This is a genomic window from Gulosibacter macacae (assembly GCF_003865375.1).
GTDB classification, from domain to species: Bacteria; Actinomycetota; Actinomycetes; order Actinomycetales; family Microbacteriaceae; genus Gulosibacter; species Gulosibacter macacae.
This window is the reverse complement of the sequence record NZ_RQVS01000008.1, coordinates 21,414-42,321: the sequence shown is the minus strand read 5'-3', so window position 1 is coordinate 42,321 and position 20,908 is coordinate 21,414. Positions and strand designations below refer to the sequence as shown.

The 20,908-nt window shown below is 62.6% G+C and carries 16 protein-coding genes; 8 read left to right on the top strand and 8 right to left on the bottom strand.

Features of this window, described 5'->3' with window-relative positions:
* Positions 1-39 precede the first annotated feature (39 nt).
* The 3 genes from EG850_RS07725 to EG850_RS07715 are packed head-to-tail and all read right to left on the bottom strand — an operon-like array spanning position 40 to position 3,230.
* Entirely contained in the window at positions 40-903 is an 864-nt protein-coding gene (locus EG850_RS07725) for a carbohydrate ABC transporter permease (RefSeq protein ID WP_235829249.1), read from the bottom strand.
* Positions 893-1,810: a carbohydrate ABC transporter permease gene (locus EG850_RS07720; protein ID WP_235829248.1), complete on the bottom strand. Its 918-nt coding sequence runs from the start codon at positions 1,808-1,810 to the stop codon at positions 893-895. The genes EG850_RS07725 and EG850_RS07720 overlap by 11 nt, the downstream gene beginning before the upstream one ends.
* Complete coding sequence (locus tag EG850_RS07715; RefSeq protein WP_124972209.1) at positions 1,797-3,230, bottom strand: CCA tRNA nucleotidyltransferase; 1,434 nt, start codon at positions 3,228-3,230, stop codon at positions 1,797-1,799. Before EG850_RS07715 ends, EG850_RS07720 begins: the two co-directional genes overlap by 14 nt.
* A gap of 36 nt (positions 3,231-3,266) precedes the next feature.
* Here EG850_RS07715 and EG850_RS07710 point away from each other — a divergent pair, with 36 nt between their 5' ends.
* The 7 genes from EG850_RS07710 (at position 3,267) to EG850_RS07680 (ending at position 12,336) form a co-directional block, all read left to right on the top strand.
* Positions 3,267-5,555, top strand: a complete 2,289-nt coding sequence (locus EG850_RS07710) for a DUF6049 family protein (protein WP_124972207.1) — start codon at positions 3,267-3,269, stop codon at positions 5,553-5,555.
* Between the two features lie 3 nt (positions 5,556-5,558).
* Positions 5,559-7,457, top strand: coding sequence for a murein biosynthesis integral membrane protein MurJ (murJ, locus tag EG850_RS07705; RefSeq protein WP_124972205.1), 1,899 nt, complete (start codon positions 5,559-5,561; stop codon positions 7,455-7,457).
* Positions 7,458-7,467: 10 nt separating this feature from the next.
* Entirely contained in the window at positions 7,468-8,376 is a 909-nt protein-coding gene (locus tag EG850_RS07700) for a DNA-methyltransferase (protein ID WP_124972203.1), read from the top strand.
* Between the two features lie 100 nt (positions 8,377-8,476).
* Positions 8,477-9,556 carry a thioredoxin-disulfide reductase gene (gene trxB / locus EG850_RS07695; protein ID WP_124972201.1) on the top strand — a complete coding sequence of 360 codons (1,080 nt, stop codon included), beginning with the start codon at positions 8,477-8,479 and terminating at the stop codon, positions 9,554-9,556.
* Between the two features lies 1 nt (position 9,557).
* On the top strand, positions 9,558-9,881 hold the full coding sequence (gene trxA / locus EG850_RS07690) for a thioredoxin (protein ID WP_124972199.1): 324 nt from the start codon (positions 9,558-9,560) through the stop codon (positions 9,879-9,881).
* A 134-nt stretch (positions 9,882-10,015) separates the two neighbouring features.
* Positions 10,016-11,317 carry an aminotransferase-like domain-containing protein gene (locus tag EG850_RS07685; protein ID WP_124972197.1) on the top strand — a complete coding sequence of 434 codons (1,302 nt, stop codon included), beginning with the start codon at positions 10,016-10,018 and terminating at the stop codon, positions 11,315-11,317.
* Between the two features lie 56 nt (positions 11,318-11,373).
* Positions 11,374-12,336 (top strand): D-alanine--D-alanine ligase family protein, encoded by a 963-nt coding sequence (locus EG850_RS07680; RefSeq protein WP_124972195.1) that lies wholly within the window; start codon positions 11,374-11,376, stop codon positions 12,334-12,336.
* Positions 12,337-12,446: 110 nt separating this feature from the next.
* On the opposite strand, the gene EG850_RS07675 is transcribed toward EG850_RS07680, so the two are convergent.
* The 3 genes from EG850_RS07675 to rsmG all read right to left on the bottom strand — a co-directional run bounded on the left by EG850_RS07675 (position 12,447) and on the right by rsmG (position 15,440).
* Entirely contained in the window at positions 12,447-13,739 is a 1,293-nt protein-coding gene (locus EG850_RS07675) for a ParB/RepB/Spo0J family partition protein (RefSeq protein WP_185714983.1), read from the bottom strand.
* On the bottom strand, positions 13,739-14,629 hold the full coding sequence (locus EG850_RS07670; protein ID WP_124972194.1) for a ParA family protein: 891 nt from the start codon (positions 14,627-14,629) through the stop codon (positions 13,739-13,741). The genes EG850_RS07675 and EG850_RS07670 overlap by 1 nt, the downstream gene beginning before the upstream one ends.
* Before the next feature lie 136 nt (positions 14,630-14,765).
* Positions 14,766-15,440, bottom strand: a complete 675-nt coding sequence (gene rsmG, locus EG850_RS07665; RefSeq protein ID WP_124972192.1) for a 16S rRNA (guanine(527)-N(7))-methyltransferase RsmG — start codon at positions 15,438-15,440, stop codon at positions 14,766-14,768.
* A gap of 2,226 nt (positions 15,441-17,666) precedes the next feature.
* Here rsmG and EG850_RS07660 point away from each other — a divergent pair.
* On the top strand, positions 17,667-18,908 hold the full coding sequence (locus EG850_RS07660) for an IS256 family transposase (RefSeq protein ID WP_124972190.1): 1,242 nt from the start codon (positions 17,667-17,669) through the stop codon (positions 18,906-18,908).
* A gap of 317 nt (positions 18,909-19,225) precedes the next feature.
* Here EG850_RS07660 and EG850_RS07655 read toward each other — a convergent pair whose 3' ends face one another.
* Together EG850_RS07655 and yidC are read right to left on the bottom strand one after the other, a co-directional pair.
* The gene (locus EG850_RS07655; RefSeq protein WP_124972188.1) at positions 19,226-19,804 is read right to left on the bottom strand and encodes a Jag family protein; all 579 of its coding nucleotides are present in this window, start codon (positions 19,802-19,804) and stop codon (positions 19,226-19,228) included.
* A 62-nt stretch (positions 19,805-19,866) separates the two neighbouring features.
* On the bottom strand, positions 19,867-20,901 hold the full coding sequence (gene yidC / locus EG850_RS07650; protein WP_124972186.1) for a membrane protein insertase YidC: 1,035 nt from the start codon (positions 20,899-20,901) through the stop codon (positions 19,867-19,869).
* Positions 20,902-20,908: the final 7 nt, after the last annotated feature.

Genomic DNA, 20,908 nt, shown 5'->3' with positions numbered 1-20,908 from the left:
CGCCTGAGCACAAGTGCTTCGAGAGCCTCAGCACAAGTGCTAGCGGAAGCCGGTGATGCGAATCGAGCGCACAATCTGGCGCTGGAAGATCACGAACAGCACGATGAGCGGCAACATCGCGAGCACCGCCGCGGCCATCACCAGCGTCGTGTTGTTCGAGTACTGCTCCTGCAGCGAAGCGGCCGCGGTCGTGAGCACGTGGATGCGGTTACGACCGATCATGAGCGGCCACATGAAGTTGTTCCAGTGCGTTACCACGGTGATGAGCAGCAGCGTCACTAGCGTCGGCCGCGACAGCGGCACGACCAGGCGAGTGAGGATGCCGAGCGTGCCCTGGCCATCAATGCGCATCGCGTCGATGAGCTCTTCGGAAATCTGGCGGAATTGTTCCCGCAAGAGGAACACCGCGTACGACGAGCCGAAGAGGTAGGGCAACACGAGTCCCTCGAACGTACCGGGAAGCCCCATCCCGGCAAACATGACGTAGAGCGGAATCACCGTCACCGCCTGCGGCACCATCAGGGTCGCAAGCACGACCCAGAACAGTGCCTCACGGCCCGGGAAGCGCATCCGCGCAAAGGCGTAGGCCGCCGTGATCGAAAAGACAATCTGGCCGATCGACACCACGATCACCACGGCGACGGTCACCCAGAACGCCTGCGTGAAATCGAGGCGCAGATTGCCGAGCGCGGCAAAGTTGTCGAGCGTTGGCGGTGAGGGAATCGTGAGCCCTTCGCGCGCGAATTGCAGCTTCGGGGTGAACGCGGTGATCACTGCGAGCACAAACGGAACGAGCGTCACGAGCGCTGCGAGCAGCAGCGCGGCGTAGGTGGCCACCACCCCCGCCGCACTTTGCCGCTGCCCGGGAGCGACGCGCTGCGCACGCATGTTCTTAGCGGTCATAGGTCGTGCTCCTGGAGAAATACGCGTTCTGCACGAGCGTCACGATGATGAGCGTGGCGAACAGGATGAGGGCAAGCACAGCCGCCTCGCCCACGTTCGCGTTCGGAATGGCCTGCGAATAGATGCGCGCGGCAATGAGATCGGTGGTGCCACCTGGCCCACCGTTCGGCGAGAGGCGATAGACGAGATCGAAGGATTGGAACGCCGCGATGATGCCGGTGACGGTCACAAAGAACATCGTCGGTTTGAGCAGCGGCAGCTTGATGCGCCAGAAGATCTGGCGCTCGCTGGCACCGTCGATGCGCGCGGCTTCGACCACCGCATCCGGGATGTTCGAAAGCCCGGCCATAAAGAAGAGTGACACGTACCCGACCTGGCTCCACGCCTGTACGAACGCAACGATCGGCAGCGCCGTCGCTTCGCTCGTGAGCCACGGGATGCGCGCATCCGCAAGGGTATTGATGACGCCCTGGTAGCTGAAGATCCATTGCCAAACAATGCCGAGCACAACCGGGGCGCAGACCCAGGGCAGCACCAGGATGGTGCGAACTGCGGCCGAACCCGGAAGGTTGCGCACGAGCATGGTCGCGAGCCAGAGCCCGACGGCGACCTGCACGGGCACCACGAGGACGACGAAGAGCGCCGTCACGCCGAGCGAACGCCAGACGGCAGGATCAGTTGCCGACTTGACCCAATTGTCGAAGCCGACCCACTGCATGGGCCGCAGGATGTCCCACTCCGCGAATGAAAGGCCGATGAGCACGACAATCGGCACGAGCAGGAAGGCGGCCACACCGAAGAGCATGGGGGTGAGCAGGCCATAGGCCATGAGCGTCTCGCGGCGACGCAGACCCGCGTGCTTGGTGTTGGCGGTCGCCACCGCAGCGCGCAAACTAGGCGCGCTCACGGGCATCCCACCACTCGCGCAAGCGCGCCTTTGCGGTTTCGGGGCCAAGCGGCCCCTCGTCGAGGCGCAATTCGAGCAGGAATGCGCGCGCCTCACCAACGGCGCGTGATGGGCCAATTTCTAGGATGCGCATAATCTCCTCGCCGTCGAGGTCGGGGCGAATCGCATCAATCTCTTCGCGTTCGCGCAATTCTGCGATGCGCGCTTCGAGGTCGTCAATGGCGAATTGCAGGCGATCCGACTTCCGGCGGTTGCGCGTGGTGATATCGGCGCGAATGAGCAGCAGCAATTGCTCAAGCTGCGCGCCGGCGTCGCGGGTGAAACGGCGCACGGCCGAGTCGGTCCAGCCCGCTTCGGCGTAGTTGTAGAGGCGCATGTGCAATTCGACCAGGCGCGCGACATGCTTCACGGTGTCGTTGTCGAAGCGCAGGCCGGTAAGACGCTTGCGCGTCATCTTCGCGCCGACCCAATCGTGGCCGTGGAAGGTGACGGCACCGCCCGGCGCAAAGGCGCGCGTGCGGGGCTTGCCAATGTCGTGCAGGAGCGCACCGAGCCGCAACTCAAGGTCGGGCGCATGCTCGGGGCGTCGCTCAGTTTCGAGCGCGATCGCGTTCTCGAGCACCTTGATCGAGTGTTCATAGACGTCTTTGTGCTGGTGCGCCGCATCGGTTTCAAGCTGCAATGCGGGGAGCTCTGGCAAAACAAGTTCGGCGAGGCCCGTCTCGACGAACAGTTCGAGACCCGCGCGCGGCTTGTCGGTGAGCAGCAGCTTCGTGAGTTCATCCCGGATGCGTTCGGCCGAGATATCTGCGAGCCGCCCGCCGAGCGCGACGATCGCGTCGAACGAAGCGAGATCGAGGTGAAAGCCAAGCTGCGAGGTGAAGCGCACGGCCCGGAGCATGCGCAGAGGGTCATCTCCAAACGAGACTTCGGGTTCGATCGGCGTGCGGAGCGTGCCTTCGAGGAGGTCATCGAAGCCACCGGTCGGGTCGACGAGTTCAAGCTCGGGCAGCGAGAGCGCGAGGGCGTTCACGGTGAAATCGCGGCGGTTGAGGTCACCCTCGATGGAATCGCCGAACTCCACGACGGGCTTGCGGCTCACGCCGTCGTAGCTATCGGCGCGATAGGTCGTGATCTCGACCTGCTCGCCGTGGATACGGGCACCAATCGTGCCGAACTCGCGGCCGATGTCCCAGTGCGTGTCGGCGATCGGCGCAATGATTTCAAGGATGCGGTCGGGGCGGGCATTCGTCGTGAAATCGAGGTCGGTCACGGGCCTACCGAGGAATGCGTCGCGAACGGGACCACCGACGAGCGCGAGCTCAGCTCCAGCGTCGCGGAAGGCCGCGGCGAGCGTCGCCACGGGTTCGGAGGCCGCGAGTTCGGTCAGGCGGTTCATCGCCGTCTGCACGTGTTGCATCCGGCCATTCTACGAGGGCGCTCTAGACTGAACCGCATGTTCGACGCGTCGCGCCCGCGCGCGCCGCGGTTCATCCTGAGCCTGCGGCGCCGTGCGACCAGGGCGGGCGCGCTCGCCGTGCTCGCCGCGCTGGCGACCGTCGGAGGGATGCATTCGGCCGCGCCAGCGTCGGCCACAGCCTCGCCGATCACACTGGCGAATGGCATTCCGACCGGCCCTTCTGTGCTGGGTTTTGGGGATGCGCTGGCAAACGAAACTGCGGTCGATCTCGTTGCGGATGACGGCGGTCTACTCACGAGCAATGCCGCGCTCAAGGGCACGCTCGTCATCGCGAATCGAACCAGTCAAGAAGTTGCCGCTGGCGCGGTTGCAATCACCGTCGAGCAGGCGCCCTACGCCAATCGTCAGGCCCTCACTCAGGCCGATCAGAGCGCGGCCGCGTCCGGCACCGAGTTGATTCGAGTCACCACTCCCGCGGTTCCGGCCGGTGGCCGCGTCGAGATCCCCTTCGAGGTCGCGGCAACGAGCTTGCCGTTCACCCCGACGAGCGCAGTGGGCGCGTACGGGTTGCACGCATCCTGGCTCGTCGACGACGAAACCACCGCGCGCGGCCAGACGACCGTCGTGTGGACGAGCGACACGGCGGCTGCCCCGAAGATCTCGACGATCGTGCCGGTGGTCGCCCCACTCGGCAGCGACACCCTGCTCACCGCGAGCGAACTCGAAGCTCTCACGCAAGACGGCGGCGCACTCGATCAATTGCTTGATGCGGTTGAGGGTCACCTGGTGACCCTCGCGATCGATCCGCGTCTCATCGCCTCAATTCGAGCGCTCGGTACCGATGCGCCAGCCTCAGCGCGCAACTGGCTCGTGCGACTCACTGAATCGGAGCACGATTCGTTTCCCCTCGCCTTCGCCGATGCGAACCCGACGTTGTTTACCCAGAGTGAGTTGAGTGAGCCACTCGTGCCCACCGGGTTCCACTTCGTGAGCGATGCGCACGCCTTTACCTCCGACCCAACCGAGAGCGCCTCCGCCGAGCCGTCCGCGAGCGCCGACCCCGGCGCCACGGCTACGACCGCGCCTCCGACGCCCACAGGCACTGCGCCGGGTGAGACGACCGGCGCACCCTCGGTAAACGACCTCACCGAGTTTGACTACACCCGCGATGGTCTCGCCTGGCCACTGCGCGGCACGATCGCCGCCGCCGACCTCCCGACCCTGGCGAGCTGGTCACCATCAGGCATCGTCGTGGCGAGTTCGCAGCTCAGCGGTTCGCCGAGTTGCGCGCCGGTGGCTCAGGTCGGCGGCACCTCTGCCCTCGTGACTGATTCGACGCTCACTGACCTCGCCGCCGATGCGGTATTTGCCGAGGATGCGCTGGGGCGCAGTGACGCCGTCTCCACGCTCACCTCGATGGTTGCGGCCACGACGACGGGTAACACCGCCACTGACTGCCACCTCGTGGTCGCGCTGCCGCGCATTGCCCTCGATGACCCGGCCAATGTGGCCCCACTCCTCGACGCCCTCGACCAGGTCGGCCTTTCGACACTGAGCGAACTTCCTGCCGTCGAGGGCGGCCCTCCCGCCGAACTCCTTCCCGGCGCGGTGGCCGCATCGCAGCTCGAGCGCTACCGGGCACTGCTTGACGCCGAGCCCGTAGGTGTCACCTACGCACACCTCTTCGACAACGCGACCGGCGCCGTCGATCAATTGCGCGTCGAGCTCATCCGTCTCGCGAGCGCATCCTGGGCGCTGTCGACCCAAAACTGGCAGTCGGCGGCGGCGAGCTACCTCGATCGCACAACCGGTACGCCCACCAAGATCACGGTGGCCAACGGCAGCGAAGTGCAGCTCATCGGTCACCAGATCTCACTCCCGGTGTTCATCGAGAACGAATCGGACTACCGCGTGACCGTGGTGGTGACGCTGCATCCCACCACCGGACACCTCGACATTCTCGAACCCACGACGATCACCCTCGAGCCGCACACGAATGCTCGGGCGCAGGTGCCCGTTGAGGCGATCGCCAACGGCATCACGCAGGTGGTGGTGACGCTCACCACCACTGATGGTGTCGATCTCCCATCCAGTGGCCGCATCGCAGTGAACATCAATGCCGAGATCGAAACGGTGATCATGTGGCTGCTCGTCGGCTCGGTCGTTTTGCTCTTCGGATTCGGTGTCTTCCGCACCATTCGACGACGCAATCGCACCGCGGGACGTGCACGCATCCGCGCCGAAGTGACACAATCGACCACTTCAACCGATGAGCCGTCGCTCGAGTCGGCAACCGACACGGCGTCCACCACAACCAAGAGCTGAGACATGGCAAATTCGCTGGGCCGCACAAGCCTCATCCTCGCTTCGGGGACGATGGTGTCTCGTGCACTCGGGTTCGTCAAGGCGATCGTGTTGGCGCAGACCATTGGTCTGGTCGGATCAGTCTCGGCGGATGGTTTTGCGAACGCGAACTCGCTGCCGGCAAGCATCTATGCGCTCATTGCTGGCGGCCTGCTTAACGCGGTGCTCGTACCGCAAATCGTGCGCGCGACGAAGCAGGAGGATGGCGGACAACGCTATGTGAACCGGCTCATCACGCTTGCCATCATCGTGCTCGGCTCGATCACGATCATCATCACCGTTGGGGCACCGTTTATCGCCTGGCTTTACGGCATGACGCTGTCGGGAGAACAGCTCGCCCTCGTCGTTGCCTTTGCCTATTGGTGTCTGCCGCAGGTGTTTTTCTACGGGCTGTATGCCGTGGTCTCAGAGGTGCTCAACGCTCGCAAGGTCTTCGCACCGTTCGCTTGGGCGCCGGTGCTCAACAACGTGATCGCGATTGTGGGCTTGATGATGTTCGGCTGGATGTTCGGAGCCGACCCCACCGGCGAACGCACGATCGCCGAATGGTCGCCGGTGATGATCGCGGTGCTCGGCGGCATGACCACCCTCGGCGTGGTGATTCAGGCGGGCGTGCTCTTCCTCTTCCTCCCGAAGGCGGGCTTCCCCTACCGGCCCGACTTCCACTTCCGCGGTACGGGCCTGAGCAAGGTCGGCACACTGGCAAGTTGGTCGCTCGGTGTGCTCGTCGTCGTGCAGATCACCGGTTGGGTTGAGACGCTTGCCACCAACCTCGCGTTCGGTCAGGCCGCATCGCTTGCAGCACTGCAGAACGCCTGGATGATCTTCATGCTGCCGCACTCGATCATCACGGTGTCACTCACCACCACCATGTTCACCTCGTTGAGCGAGCGCGTAGCCGATGGCGACCGCACCTCGGTCGTGCGGCAGTTCTCGGAGGGCGCGCGCACGATCACCATGTTCATGGTCTTTTCGACCGTGGCGCTCATGGTGATCTCACCCGCATTCGCGCGAATTTTCGACAGCACCGATCGAGGCCTCGAGGCGCTCGCCCTGCTCCTTTGCGGCGCGATGCTGAGCCTGTTGCCCTATTCGCTGCTCTACTTCCTGCAGCGCGTGTTCTACGCGTTTGAAGACACCCGTTCGGCGTTCTTCCTCTATCTCGGCACGACGCCATTGCAACTGCTCGGTATTTGGCTCGCCACGATGCTGCTGCCGGTCGAGACGCTCGTGCTCGGGCTCGTGCTCACCCAATCGCTCGCGACGCTCATCAGGTTCTTCATTCTGTTTGCCGTGCTACGCAAGCGTCTAGGCGGCATTGATGGCCGGGAGCTTGTGCGCGCGGGGCTCCGCTTTGCCATCGCGGCCGTTCCTACCGCACTCATCGGGTTGCTCATTGTCTGGATGCTCGGAGCGTACGGTTCCGGGGGCTGGGCCCGCAGCAGCATCCTCGCCGCCCTCATCACCTGCGCCGCAGCCGGTGTAGCGATGCTCATCGCCTATTTCGGCCTCTCGGCAGCGCTGCGCTCACCCGAGCTCGAAACCTTCGCCCGCCCGCTCGTGAGCCGCTTCGACAAGCCCCGCGGCCGCCACTCCACCGTGACGAACCGCCACGATGCCCGCACCGCGAACGCCGAAGACTTTGCCGAAGAGTTCGGCTCGCTCGTCGAAGAAACCGAGGTCGATATGTCCTCGAGTGTCGGCGCGACCATGTCGGGAACGCCGATGAGCGAACTCGCGACCGCCGCATCCCAACACACGAGCGAGCTGCCAAGCCGACGCGAGCTGCGGCAGCAGGTGGCCGAGCGCCGCCGCGAGGAATATCTCGCCCGCCACCGGGCCGACGACGAGCCACTCATCTAAGCGGTGTTCGTTGACCTCCGAACTCTCCGCCTTCAGCTGGCGCCCCGACGGCCCGAATCTGGTGATTCACGGCGACAACCTCGAGGTGGTGCGACGACTGCCCGATGCCTCGTTTCAGCTCATCTACCTCGACCCGCCATTCAATACCGGCCGCATCCAGACTCGACAGTCGACGAAATCAGTGCGCTCCGAGCACGGCTCACGCGTCGGATTTCACGGCCTGAACTACGAGACCGTGAAGGGCCGGGTGCTCGGCTACAACGACGAGTTCGTCGACTATTGGGCGTTCCTGGAGCCGCGGCTCGAAGAAGCCTGGCGGCTACTTGCCCCGAGCGGCACGCTCTATCTGCACCTCGACTATCGCGAGTCGCACTACGCGAAAGTGCTACTGGATGCGCTCTTTGGCCGCGAGAACTTTCTCAACGAGATCATCTGGGCGTACGACTACGGTGCCCGCGCCAAGTCGCGCTGGCCATCGAAGCACGACAACATCCTCGTCTATGTCAAAGACGCCAAGCGCTACTACTTCAATAGCGAAGAGGTCGACCGCGAGCCCTATATGGCCCCGGGACTCGTCACCCCAGAGAAGGCCGCGCGCGGCAAACTACCGACCGATGTCTGGTGGCACACCATCGTCTCGCCCACCGGCCACGAAGCCACCGGCTATCCCACGCAGAAACCCGCGGGCGTGCTCCGCCGCATCCTGCAGGCGAGCAGTAGACCCGGCGATTGGGTGCTCGATTTCTTTGCAGGCAGTGGCACGACCGGAGCGGTCGCTCAGGCACTCGGCCGTCGCTTCGTGCTCGTCGACGAAAGCCCGACCGCGATTGAAGTGATCACCGAACGCGTGCAACGCCCCGATGACGACTCCGTCATATTCGGAACGTCAGCGGGATTCGTTCGGGAACCCGTGGAATAGTCGCGAGCAGCGTTCGGTTGCCACCGGTAGCGAACTCGCGGGCTTGCCCCGCCCACTCAGACCTCAACTGTCTATCGAAAACTCAACTTCAGGAGATGAAATGCGCAACGTCGCGATCATCGGATCCGGCCCGGCCGGCTACACCGCTGCGATTTACGTCGCCCGTGCCGGCCTCAAGCCCGTCATGTTTACCTCGGCGGTCACCGTGGGCGGCGAACTCATGAACACCACCGACGTCGAGAACTTCCCCGGCTTCCCCGACGGCGTCATGGGTCCCGACCTCATGCAGAAAATGCAGGAACAGGCTGAACGCTTCGGCACCGAACTTGTCTACGACGATGTCGAATCGGTTGACCTCTCGGGCGAGATCAAGCGCATCCGCACCTCGTACTCAGGCGAATACGAAGCGCTCGCCGTCATCATCGCCACCGGCTCGGCTTACCGCCGCCTCGGCCTCGAAAGTGAAGACCGACTCGCCGGTCGCGGTATCTCGTGGTGTGCCACCTGTGACGGCGCATTCTTCAAGGAACAGCACATCGCCGTCGTCGGTGGTGGCGACTCGGCAATGGAAGAAGCGACCTTCCTCACCCGCTTTGCCGACCGGGTCACGGTGATTCACCGCTCCGACAACTTCCGCGCCTCAAAGATCATGCTCGAGCGTGCTCGTGCGAACCCGAAGATCGACTGGGTCACGAACGTCACCGTCGAAGAGATCCTCGGTGACCAGCAGGTCTCGGGCGTACGTCTGCGCGACACGGTGACCGGCGACGAACGCAAACTCGACCTCACCGGCATCTTCGTCGCGATCGGCAATGTGCCGCGCACCGAACTCGTTGCCGGCCAAATCGACCTCACCGAATCGGGCGTCATTGCCGTTGAGGGGCGCTCGTCACGCACGTCGCTCCCCGGTGTGTTTGCCTGCGGTGACGTCGTCGACGACCACTACCGCCAGGCGATCACCGCCGCGGGCTCTGGATGCACCGCCGCACTTGACGCTGAGGCCTACCTTGCCGGGTTGCCAGCGGAGCTGCTCGCGAAGGTTGACGAAGAGTCGGCACCGAGCGAGACCCCGGCTGAATCCCCGATCGAGGTGGCTGCGGCACCCGAGCTCGGTGGGATCACGCTCAACCCGATCGATTTCGGCAACCTGGGGCTTGCCGGTCTCAAGAAGGAGAACTGAGATGAACGACGTCATTAACGCCACCACCGAGAACTTTGCGGCCGAGGTGCTCGAGGCCGAAGGTTCGGTCATTGTCGACTTCTGGGCGCCCTGGTGCGGTCCCTGCCGCCAGCTGTCGCCGATCCTCGACCAAATTGCGGCGGAGCATCCGAATGTCAAGGTCGTCAAGGTCAACGTTGACGACGAATTCGACCTCGCGACCGAATACCGCGTGACGAGCATCCCCGCGATCAAGCTCTTCCGCGACGGCGAAGTGAAGAAGGAAGTCGTCGGTGCTCGCCCGAAGGGTGCGCTCGAAAAGGACTTTGAGGGTCTTCTCGACTAACTCGGGTTGCCGCGAGGCAATCAGAAACTCTTGAGGGCCCGGGCCGATGTCTCACGCATCGCCTGGGCCCTCAGGCGTAGACTGGCCTTTCGTCTTCAGCCAAAAGGACACAAGTGTCAGCGCAGGATCCCTCAATGCCGAGCCAGGGTCACACTTTCGACCCCTGGTACTCGAGCTACGCCACCCGAACTCTTGGACTCACGGTGAGCGAGGTGCGCGCCCTGTTTGCCGTCGCCTCCCGCCCCGAAGTGGTCTCGCTCGCCGGCGGCTCGCCGTTCGTTGAAGCCCTTCCCGAAGACCTCATCCGCCAGGCGTTTGAGCGGATGATGCGCGACCACGGTCCCGAGGCGCTGCAATACGGCGGTGGTCAGGGCATCCCCCAGCTGCGCGAGAAGATTCTCGAGCTTGTCGCCATCGAGGGCATCACCGATGTCTCGCCCGACGACATCGTCACGACGACCGGCTCGCAGCACGCGCTCGACCTCGTCACGAAGCTCTTTATTAATCCGGGCGATGTGGTGCTCGCTGAGTCGCCGAGCTACGTCGGCGCGCTCGGTACCTTCAAGTCGTACGAGGCCGACATCGTGCACCTCGAGATGGACGACGAGGGGCTTGATCCGCGCGCGCTCGAGCAGAGCATCCGCGAGCTTCGTGCCGCAGGCAAGACGATCAAGTTCCTCTACACGATTCCGAACTTCAATAACCCGACCGGCGTCACCATGAGCGCTGAGCGCCGCCGCGAGATCCTCGAGATCTGCGTGCGTGAGCGCGTGCTCGTGCTCGAAGACAACCCCTATGGGCTCCTCTACTTCGATAAGCCCGCTCCCGATGCGATTCGCTCGATGGATGCGGACAACGTCATCTACCTGGGATCGTTCTCGAAGATTCTCTCGCCCGGCGTGCGCGTGGGCTTTGTGATTGCCCCGCACGCAGTGCGCGAGAAACTCATCCTCGCCGTCGAGTCGTCGATTCTGTCGCCGTCGACGTTCAACCAGTGGTTGGTGACCGAGTACCTCAACCAGGCTGATTGGCGCGCCCAGATTGATACCTACCGGGGTATTTATGCTGAGCGTCGTGACACTATGCTCGCCGCGCTCAGCGAACACCTGCCGCAGCTGAGCTGGACCGTACCGAACGGCGGATTCTTCACCTGGGTGTCGCTACCTGAATCACTCGATTCGAAGCAGATGTTGCCGCGCGCGACGAAGGAGCTTGTGGCGTATACCCCGGGCACCGGGTTCTACGCAGATGGCCGTGGCCACCAGGAGCTTCGTCTCTCGTTCTGTCTGCCGACGCCCGACCGAATCAAGCTCGGGGTGCGCCGCCTCGCGAATGTGATCAACGACGAGATGGAGTTGATCGAGACGTTCGGTGGCATGGGATCGCGAACGAGCGACCGCAAGCACTACGAACAAGCCCCGGCCGATCTCGCGTGACCGACCCGAACATTCCCGCATCCGCCCCTGCACCCGCCCCCGCACAAGGAGTTCGCATGACCATCGAAGGCCGTCACGTCGTCATCCTCTCGGGTGGCATCTCGCACGAGCGAGACGTGTCGTTGCGCTCGGGCCGACGGGTTGCGGATGCGCTGCTGCGCGCCGGTGCCCACGTCACCATCCGAGAGCCCGACGAAACGCTGTTGCCATGGCTCGCTGAGCACGAATACGACGTCGTGTGGCCGCTGCTGCACGGCGCCTCGGGCGAGAACGGTGCGCTCTATTCGCTCTTGCGCGCCTCTGGCATCCCGTATGTGGGGTCGCGGCCGACGGCGGCGAAACTGGCGTGGAATAAGGGGACCGCGAAGGCGCTCGTGAAGCGCGCTGGTCACTCGACGCCGCAGTCGATCGCGTTGCCGAACGAGACGTTCCGTGAACTCGGAGCAACGAGCGTCATCAAGGCGATCGCACAGGGGATCGACTACCCGGCGGTCGTGAAGCCCGTTGAGGGTGGTTCAGCGCAGGGCGTGAGTTTCGTGAACACGCTGAGCGAGTTTTCGCGCGCGTTGGTGACTGCCTTCACCTACGGCGACAGTGTGCTCATCGAGAAGCAGATCGCGGGCACCGAAGTCATGGTGGGCGTGATCGATCTCGGCGATGGCCCGGTGGCGATGCCTGCGGTCGAGGCAGTGCCGAAGTCGGGCACCTTTGACTATGAGGCGCGCTACAACGCTGGCGAGACCATCTATTACTCGCCGGCGCGATTGTCGCCTGAGGTTGCAGAGCGCGTTGCCGCCATTGCGCTCGATGCCTACGAAACGATCGGCCTCGCCGATATTGCCCGCATCGACTTCATCGTCGATGAGGAGGGCGAGCCGTGGTTCATCGAGGCTGACCCGATTCCGGGCATGACCGAGACTTCACTCGTGCCGCTGGGCATTGAGGCGGCGGGTCTTGAGCTTTCGGATGTGTATGCGCAGCTGGCCGCGAAGGCGGCCGACCGGGGTGCGCGGAACTAGGTGCGTTGAAGAGAATGCGGGCTCCACACGTGAAGTGTGGGGCCCGCATTCTCTATGGCGTGTGCTGAGGTTGTCTGCGTTTTGGTGTGCTGAGGTTCTCGAAGCACTAGCTAGTGGCTCGGCGCGCTCTCGTCGCCAAGTTCGGCAAGGATGCGGTGAAGATCAGCCACTGATGCGAAGTCGACGGTGATCTGTCCCTTGGTCTTGCGCAGGGTGACTTTGACTCGGGTGTTCAGGCGGTCGCCAAGACGCTCGCCCACTTCGTCGAGGTAGGCCGAGAGCGAGGAACCCGACTCGCGCGGTTCGCCGCTCGGACGACCTGCGCGAGAAGCCGACCGGGATGCGGCAGCCTCAGCGTCGCGTACCGACAAGTCTTCGTTGATGATCTTATCGGCGAGCTGCATCATGGCCGCGGGTTCACCGACCGAGAGGATCGCGCGAGCGTGCCCGGCACTAAGGACGCCGGCTGCCACCTTGCGTTGCACGTCGACCGGAAGGTTGAGCAGGCGCAGGGTGTTTGAGATACGTGGACGCGATCGACCGATGCGGCTTGCGAGCACTTCTTGCGTGCATCCGAAGTCGTCGAGGAGCTGTCGGTAGGCCGACGCCTCTTCGAGTGGGTTGAGGTCGGCGCGGTGCAGGTTCTCGAGCAGCGCATCGCGCAACATGTCGTCGTCATCGGTGTCGCGGATGATCGCGGGGATTTCGGTGCGGCCCGATGCCTTGGTGGCGCGGAGGCGGCGCTCACCCATGATGAGCTCGAAGTCGCCGACCTCGAGCCGCGGGTCACCATCGCGCAGGCGCCGAACCACGATCGGCTGGAGCACACCGAACTCGCGCACCGAATGGATGAGTTCGTCGAGGGCTTCCTGGTCGAACTCGCTTCGCGGCTGTCGGGTGTTCGGAACGATGCGCTGCGGGTCGAGGGTCTGGAGCGTCGCGCCGGGCACGGGGAGGAGACCTTCAATGGGGTCGTCGGTGTTCTGAGTCTCGTCGGTGTTCTGAGTGTCCGCGGTGCGCTGAGTCTCGGCTGTGCGATCACTGGTGTCTACGTCGGCCGCATCGTGCGCGGGCATTTCATCCGCTGTCTCGGCACGGGGGTCGACGTCAGCGGCTGGTTCAGGCGCTTCTGCGGCAGATTTATCATCGATCTGCGTCGATTCTTCTACTCTGGTCTTGGTGGCCCGTGTGCGCTTAGGGGAGGCCTTCTCGGGGGTTACTTCTGGTGGTTGAACAGCGATTTCTTCCACGTCAGCTACATCGATCTGAGTCGATTCAATGCGTCGACCTGATGGTGCAGATCCATCGAAGAACACATCAATTGCACGATCGTTTTCAACCGGCGCTTGTGGGATGAGGGCACTCAGACCCCGGCCGAGACCGGCACGCTTCTTAGTGGCCATTACTCGTTCGCTCCTCGCTGTGCGATCTCCATTGCGGCTTCCTTGTAGGCGATAGCCCCGATGCCCTCGGGGTCGTACGACATAACGGTCTGCCCGTAGCTCGGTGCCTCGGAAATACGCACTGATCTGGGAATTACTGAGTCGAGAGTCTGCTCGGGGAAGTGCTTCATGACCTCTTCCCGTACCTCGCGAGAGAGATTCGTGCGCTTGTCGTACATGGTGAGCACGATGGTTGAGAGCGCGAGGCTCGGGTTGAGGTGCTGCTTGAATTCCTCGACCGTACCGAGCAGCTGGCTGAGTCCCTCGAGTGCGTAGTACTCGCACTGAATCGGGATGAGTAGCTCACGCGCAGCGACGAACGCATTGACAGTAAGGAGCCCAAGCGAGGGAGGGCAGTCAATGAACACGTAATCGAAGCGCTCACCGGTGGCGCTGGATTCATCGAGGAAGTTGGTGAGTGCGGTGTTGAGGCGGTGCTCACGGTTCTCCATGTTCACGAGTTCAATCTCGGCACCTGCCAGGTCTAGCGTGGCCGGGCAGCAGAACAGAGTCGGGAAGTCCGGGCTCTGCTGCACCAGTTCTGTCATTGGGACACCCTCGATGAGTGCCTCATAGGTGCCGGGGGTTTCGCCGCGGTGCTCGATGTTGAGGGCAGTTGAAGCATTGCCCTGTGGATCAAGGTCGATGACGAGTACCCGCATGCCGAGGATCGCCATTGCTGCCGATAGGTTGACCGAGGTGGTGGTCTTGCCGACCCCGCCCTTTTGGTTGGACACGGTGATGATGCGAGTTTCCGCCGGCTTTGGGGCGCTCTTGCCCTTGAGTTTGCGCTTCTTGGCATTGAGTTCGGTGAGCTGGCGCGCTATCGGCGAGTCGAAGATGTCGCTCATGAAGCAATCTTCCCTTCTTCGGAGTTCATCGTCGACGACTGCGTAGCCGACGCGGGATTCGGGTGAAGCGTGTGGACCGGTTGTTGGTCCGGTGAGCTATTGGCCCGACGAGAGAGTTCCGTTTCACGTGAAACAGTCATCGGACTGTGGCTCGAATGACGCGTGTCGGCTCGGTATCGAGATCTTCGCCAACCTCTTCGACGCGAACGTTCTCAAGGTGGAACTTTCTGATCGCTTTGGCCGCCTTCTCGATCTCCGCCTCGGCACTGCGTCCCTTGAGGAGAACGAGTTCCCCGTCGAATCGCACGAGTGGAGCTGTCCAGGGGATGAGCTTGCTCAACGCAGCCACGGCTCGGGCTGTGACTTGATCAAATGCGGCCTGATCAGCGATTTCTTCTGCGCGAGCGCGGGTGACCGTGACGTTCTTGAGCCCAAGTTGCTGGATAGTTTCGGTGAGCCACGTGGAACGACGCTCCATCGGCTCGATAAGTGTAAAGTCGACGTCCGGACGAGCGATCGCGAGGGGGATGCCGGGGAGCCCCGCCCCTGAGCCGACGTCGCCCACTCGTCCATGAAGCAGCGGTGCGATTAGTGCTGAGTTGATGACATGGCGAGTCCAGAGTCGTGGGTACTCCTGTGGTCCAAGCAGACCAAGCAGCTCACCATCACGGACAAGCAGATCCGCGAACTCTTGAGCTTTCTCTACGTGCTCACCGAAGATTTCGGTAGCAACAAGCGGACGTTGTTCCACGTGAAACGGCTCCGTTTGAACGTCATTCGGCCCCGCGGGCTGTGCGTCAGATTCAGTCATGCCTCACTCCGAAATGCGATCAAGAACATCCATTGTTCCACGTGAAACGCGATTCTGCCGGTTGTTCACAGTTTTCGAGTTGTGTCCGAGTTATCCACAGCACTGCGGATGGCTACGTGTGCAGGATGCACAAGTTCGGCCTGATTGCAGGGCTCTTCGTGCGTAGTTCCCGCACCTGCGAGCGCTCGTCTCCTGTGCATAACCGCCTCAAGGTGTGAATAGAAGTGCGTCATGTGTGTTTCACGTGAAACTTCGAGATTGCCGAACCGGAAGGGCATGACGAACAAGTACCTTGCTGGCGGAACAGCAATGGAGCTCCCACCGCAGTTCGGTCTCAGTGAGGTTGCGGTGTTTCACGTGAAACGAGAATCAGATCGACGCTCGCCGCTCGGCGACGCGCGTGTCTCGGACTTTCAACGACCAACCAGCATTGTCATTCAAACGAGCTCGCCAAGCCTCACCGTACGTTTCACGTGAAACAAGAAGCTCCGTTGAGTGCGTCCACCGGATTCCACGCGCCGCCCGAACTTCACCACCCACGGTGTTCCACCGGTCGCCGGGGCCCACCTTTCACCGGAGTCCCGCCGAATCCTGTGTCACACTGAGTCCTGTGTCCCACTGAGTCCTGTGTCCCACTGAGTCCTGTGTCCTACAGCGCGTCTTCGATCAGGTGCACGCGTTCATTCAGCCGCGCGCCCTCAATTGCTTGTGCGAGCGAGCCTCATGTAAGGGTTTGGCTCACCCTGCTGTCAGAGTTGCTGACCTCGTCATGCTGGTCAACACCGCAGTCTGGATCCGTCCGAGTCAATAGTCGCGTTCCGACGCGTTCGACTCGTTCGAGATGGCTGGCTCGTCCGAAATGTTTATCCACCTACTTAGGCAGTGCTCGTAGTACTCGTAGGAGAGAGAAGACTTCGCGCACATAATGGTCTTGTTTCACGTGAAACGCACGATCGAATAGTGCTGCGGCTTGCCTTACCGCACTCGTTGACGCCTCAACTTAAGGTCAGGCCCAAGTTCCACCTCGACCGACCTCGTCCGCACCAGTCGTCTTGGCTGTGCCGTTTCACGTGAAACCAATAGGTATGCTGCCACCGCATCAGGTCGATCGACCCCGGGCGGCAGCATGTGCCCGTCACTAACACCCGCGCACACCGAACGTCTGCCCAACCCTCGATCGTCCGGTTCGCTAACCGGAGGCGATCTCCCTTTCACCGCATGAGACGAGCATTACGCACTTGTGCCCACGTTCCTCATCGTGGAAGAGCGCAATACGACTTTGATTGCCAGCCGCTTAGCCGTGGGCGCGAGGGGGTGTTGCCAGAGGGGGGGAAGGAAGTTGACCAAGTAGCTCAACGACAGAGACTCCCGTTTCACGTGAAACAGGGAGCAGTTGGGATATCGCGAGCCGCCGCCATCATCCCGAAGCCATACCGTCTCGAGAGCATGTACCACCGACTGCTGGAGGCGAATCCTGACTATCGGCGAGATTCGCGGAGCGCAAGTTCTCGTGAATGTACGGCAGCCGATCTCATTCACTCTCTAGCGACATGGAAGCTCGCGACTTCATCGAAACACACCAGATTGTGTAGCCGGCCAATCCGGAGCGAGCACCGATGCATGTGGCCGTGCACTTTCTCTTGTCCGGCCGCGAACCGGACAACTCGGAACCTCAGCTAGGTCCATCTCGCCTGCGATTGACCACTTCGTGGATCCACACCGTCATACCGCTTCGTGGAACATTACTGCGCTGTTTCACGTGAACCTTCGCGCCAGTGCAACGCTCCGACGCAGAGCAGGCGAGCGAAGGCGTGTGAAACTGGTGGTGTTCTCCCGGGGCTGGACCGCGTGGGCTGCGCACTGAGCCAAGCCAGCCACATTGGATGCCACACAATTTTTCACCCGCACCCGACACATGATTCGGAGCTCGAGAAGGTTCCGTGTACGTCGACCGAGGTGGGTCGCCAGCAATAGCCAACGCGCACGATTCCGGCGGCTCGGTGCGATTCTGGGTTCACACGTTCGTGTCGCGAGTACGCGCCGCAGACATATGTGCTCTGGGCCAGCCGTAAGTCGCAAGGATGTTGCCCGTGTTTCACGTGAAGGTTGCGTCCAATAGCGTGGTGTACGGATCGGCCGGTGGCCGCGTCGCTGTGAACGTGGCGACGGTCACCGTGTGATCCTTCGAGAGAACTCTTCACATCCGTCTCGAAAGGACCAACGACGATGACCGTCGCACCCCACGATATCGACCCTGCCCGCTTCCTCGAAGACCATCTCGCGCAAGCGTCTCCCGACCTTCTGCGGGAGATGCTCGGAACATTCATCAATCAGCTGCTCTCCGCCGATGCCGACCAGGTCTGTGGCGCCGCTTACGGCACGATCAGTGATGACCGGATCAACCGGCGCAATGGTTACCGGCACCGCGATTTCGACACCCGTGCCGGCACGATCGACGTGAGGATCCCCAAGCTGCGGCAAGGCACCTACTTCCCGGAGTGGCTGCTGGAACGCCGCCGCCGCGCCGAAGCAGCGCTGACCACGGTCGTGGCGACCAGCTACCTCCTGGGCGTGTCGACGCGGCGGATGGATGACCTGGTCAAGACAATCGGGATCACCGGGTTGTCCAAGTCGCAGGTCTCGGAGATGGCGAAAGATCTCGACGAGCAGGTCGCCGCATTCCGCACCCGCCCGCTCGACGCGGGTCCGTACTCGTTCGTCGCCGCCGATGCGCTGACGATGAAGGTCCGCGAGGGCGGCCGGGTGGTGAAGGTCGCAGTGCTCATCGCGACCGGTGTGAACGCTGAGGGCTACCGCGAGATCCTCGGCCTCCAGGTGAGTAGCACCGAGGATGGCGCCGGCTGGCTCACGTTCTGGCGCGACCTCGTCGCCCGCGGCCTGTCCGGCGTCAAGCTCGTCACCAGCGACGCGCACGCGGGCCTTGTCGCCGCGATCGGCGCGACCGTCGGCGGCAGTTGGCAACGATGCAGAACCCATTACGCGGCCAACCTCATGTCGGTGACGCCGAAGTCGTCGTGGCCGTGGGTGAAGACGCTGCTCGGGACCGTCTTCGATCAGCCCGACGCCGAGTCCGTGCACGCCCAGTTCGACCGGGTCCTCGACGCCCTCGAGCACAAGCTGCCCCGCTCGTTCGAACACCTCGAGGCCGCCCGGGACGAGATCCTCGCCTTCACCGCGTTCCCAAAGAGCATCTGGCGGCAGATCTGGTCCAACAATCCGAACGAGCGCCTCAACCGGGAGATCCGTCGCCGCACCGACGTGGTGGGCATATTCCCCAACCGGGACGCGATCATCCGCCTCGTCGGCGCGGTCCTGGCCGAGCAGCACGACGAGTGGGCCGAGCAGCGCCGCTACCTCGGCCTCGACGCCCTCGACGCCGCACGACGCGTCGGCGAAACCGACACCGAGGAAGTGATCGAACCCGACCTCCGCGCCCTCACCGCATAACCCCGAACACGAAGGATCACACGATCACCGATACACCACATCCAAGGACTTGACCCACGTGAAACGACGAATTGCCGTGAGTGGAGCCAAGGGCGCTGGGGATGCCAGAGGATCCTAGGGGATCTCGATACGGCCTACGGCCTACTCGATCAACCAGGGAGTCGACTGCGGCCCACTCGATCAACCAGAGGGGCACCTGTGATCAACTCGGTCGGCCATAGGGTGCGGCTACTCGGTCGACCAGGGGCACAGAGGAAAACCCCTGGTCACGCCACAAATCATGAGGAATTATGGCGTGACCAGGGGTTTTACGAAACCTAGTCGCGGGGCTTGAGCACCGTGTGGCGCGTGCGGCCCTCGCCTTCACTCTCCGAGTCGTAGCCGCGGTCGGCTGCAAGGTCATGCACAAGCTTTCGCTCATACGACGACATCGGTGGCAGGGCAGCACTCGCAGCGCCATCTTCGATCCGCTCGATTGCACGAATGACAAGCGATTCAAGTTCACGCTTGCGTGCATCCCGCGAACCGCCGAGGTCGAGAATGAGACGCGAGAACTCACCCGTTTCAGCTTGCACGGCCAACCGAGTGAGTTGCTGAAGCGCATCCACAACCTCGGGATTCGAGAGTCGATCGAGGTTCGACTCGCCCTCCGCGGTCACCGAAACATAGGTGCGACCGTTGCGAACATCGATCTCGAGATCTCCATCGACATCGGCAATGTCGAGCAGCTCTTCGATGTAGTCCGCGGCGATATCGCCCTCGTCGCGACCGTCCTCATCTTCGGCCGCATCCTCGACACCCTCGACCTCAGCGTGTTCAGGCGCCTCGTTCGTCACTTCAAGATCTTCGAGGTCGTGCTCGACCGACCCATCAGCCGGCTGCGTTGCTTCGCTCATGATTCTTCCTCTACCACCGTGCGAGCAGCTGCCCGCGAGATACCGACGCCGACGCGCCGAAACTACTTCTTCTTCGGGTCCTGCTTGTTGGCACCGCCGCCAGCATTACCAGAACCACCCGTTTGGCCGCCCTTGCCCTTTTGCTGTGCCTTCTTGGCACGCGCCTTCGACATGGGCTGTTCACGTTGCACGACGGGGGCAGGGGCAACCGGGTTGCCGTCCTTGTCCTTCTTGTTCGCCGGGTTGTCCGGGTGGTCGTCCCAGCGGCCCTGCTTCTTGAGGCGCTCTTCACGCTTGCGCGCGGCATCCGAGCCCGGCGTCGGCATGTTCTTGATGGTCCACCACTGCTGACCCATGGTCCAGAGGTTCGACATCATCCAGTAGCTCATGACACCAATCGGGAACATGATGCCCGAGACCGCCATGACCAACGGCAGGATGTACATCATCATCTGTTGTTGGCGGTAGTACTGCGATTCCTTCGCCGCCTGCGAAACGTTCTGCGAGGTGATCTGGAACTGCGTGAAGAACTGCGTGACGACCATGAGCACGATGATCGTGATTGCTAGCAGGATCACCGACACGTTGCCATCAGCGTTGACGAGCACATCACTGAGGCGAGCACCAAAGATCTCTGAACTCGAGAACGACTTCGCGAGCTCAATGTTCATCATGCCAACACCCGCTTCATTGCGGTTGGCGGCGTTGAGCACCTGGAAGAGTGCGAAGAAGATCGGCATCTGGATGAGCATTGGCCAACATCCAGACAGCGGGCTCGAGCCGTGGCGCTTGTACAGCGCCATCGTCTCTTGCTGCATCGCCTGCTGCGAGAACTGGTCGCGCTTGCCCTTGTACTTCTCTTGGATCTTCTTGAGCTCGGGCTGCAGCTCCATCATGTTCCGCATGGACTTGATCTGCTTGACCATGAGCGGAATCATCGCCGAACGCACGACAAGCACGAGCGCGAGAATCGAGAGGATCCAGGTCCAACCACTGTGGAAGTCGAGACCAATCGCGGTGAGGCCGGTGTGTGCGGCGACGAGGATGACCTCGATGACCCATCGAAGCGGCCAGAGGATGATGCCGAAGATATCCATGTCGCGG

What these genes read in the sequence shown, in the direction of transcription:
- EG850_RS07715 (WP_124972209.1), bottom strand. Translation starts at nt 3,230, where the DNA reads ATGCAACACGTGCAGACGGCGATGAACCGCCTGACCGAACTCGCGGCC.
- EG850_RS07685 (WP_124972197.1), top strand. Translation starts at nt 10,016, where the DNA reads ATGCCGAGCCAGGGTCACACTTTCGACCCCTGGTACTCGAGCTACGCC.
- murJ (WP_124972205.1), top strand. Translation starts at nt 5,559, where the DNA reads ATGGCAAATTCGCTGGGCCGCACAAGCCTCATCCTCGCTTCGGGGACG.
- yidC (WP_124972186.1), bottom strand. Translation starts at nt 20,901, where the DNA reads ATGGATATCTTCGGCATCATCCTCTGGCCGCTTCGATGGGTCATCGAG.
- EG850_RS07680 (WP_124972195.1), top strand. Translation starts at nt 11,374, where the DNA reads ATGACCATCGAAGGCCGTCACGTCGTCATCCTCTCGGGTGGCATCTCG.
- EG850_RS07675 (WP_185714983.1), bottom strand. Translation starts at nt 13,739, where the DNA reads ATGGCCACTAAGAAGCGTGCCGGTCTCGGCCGGGGTCTGAGTGCCCTC.
- EG850_RS07710 (WP_124972207.1), top strand. Translation starts at nt 3,267, where the DNA reads ATGTTCGACGCGTCGCGCCCGCGCGCGCCGCGGTTCATCCTGAGCCTG.
- EG850_RS07725 (WP_235829249.1), bottom strand. Translation starts at nt 903, where the DNA reads ATGACCGCTAAGAACATGCGTGCGCAGCGCGTCGCTCCCGGGCAGCGG.
- trxA (WP_124972199.1), top strand. Translation starts at nt 9,558, where the DNA reads ATGAACGACGTCATTAACGCCACCACCGAGAACTTTGCGGCCGAGGTG.
- EG850_RS07655 (WP_124972188.1), bottom strand. Translation starts at nt 19,804, where the DNA reads ATGAGCGAAGCAACGCAGCCGGCTGATGGGTCGGTCGAGCACGACCTC.
- EG850_RS07670 (WP_124972194.1), bottom strand. Translation starts at nt 14,629, where the DNA reads ATGAGCGACATCTTCGACTCGCCGATAGCGCGCCAGCTCACCGAACTC.
- EG850_RS07660 (WP_124972190.1), top strand. Translation starts at nt 17,667, where the DNA reads ATGACCGTCGCACCCCACGATATCGACCCTGCCCGCTTCCTCGAAGAC.
- rsmG (WP_124972192.1), bottom strand. Translation starts at nt 15,440, where the DNA reads ATGACTGAATCTGACGCACAGCCCGCGGGGCCGAATGACGTTCAAACG.
- trxB (WP_124972201.1), top strand. Translation starts at nt 8,477, where the DNA reads ATGCGCAACGTCGCGATCATCGGATCCGGCCCGGCCGGCTACACCGCT.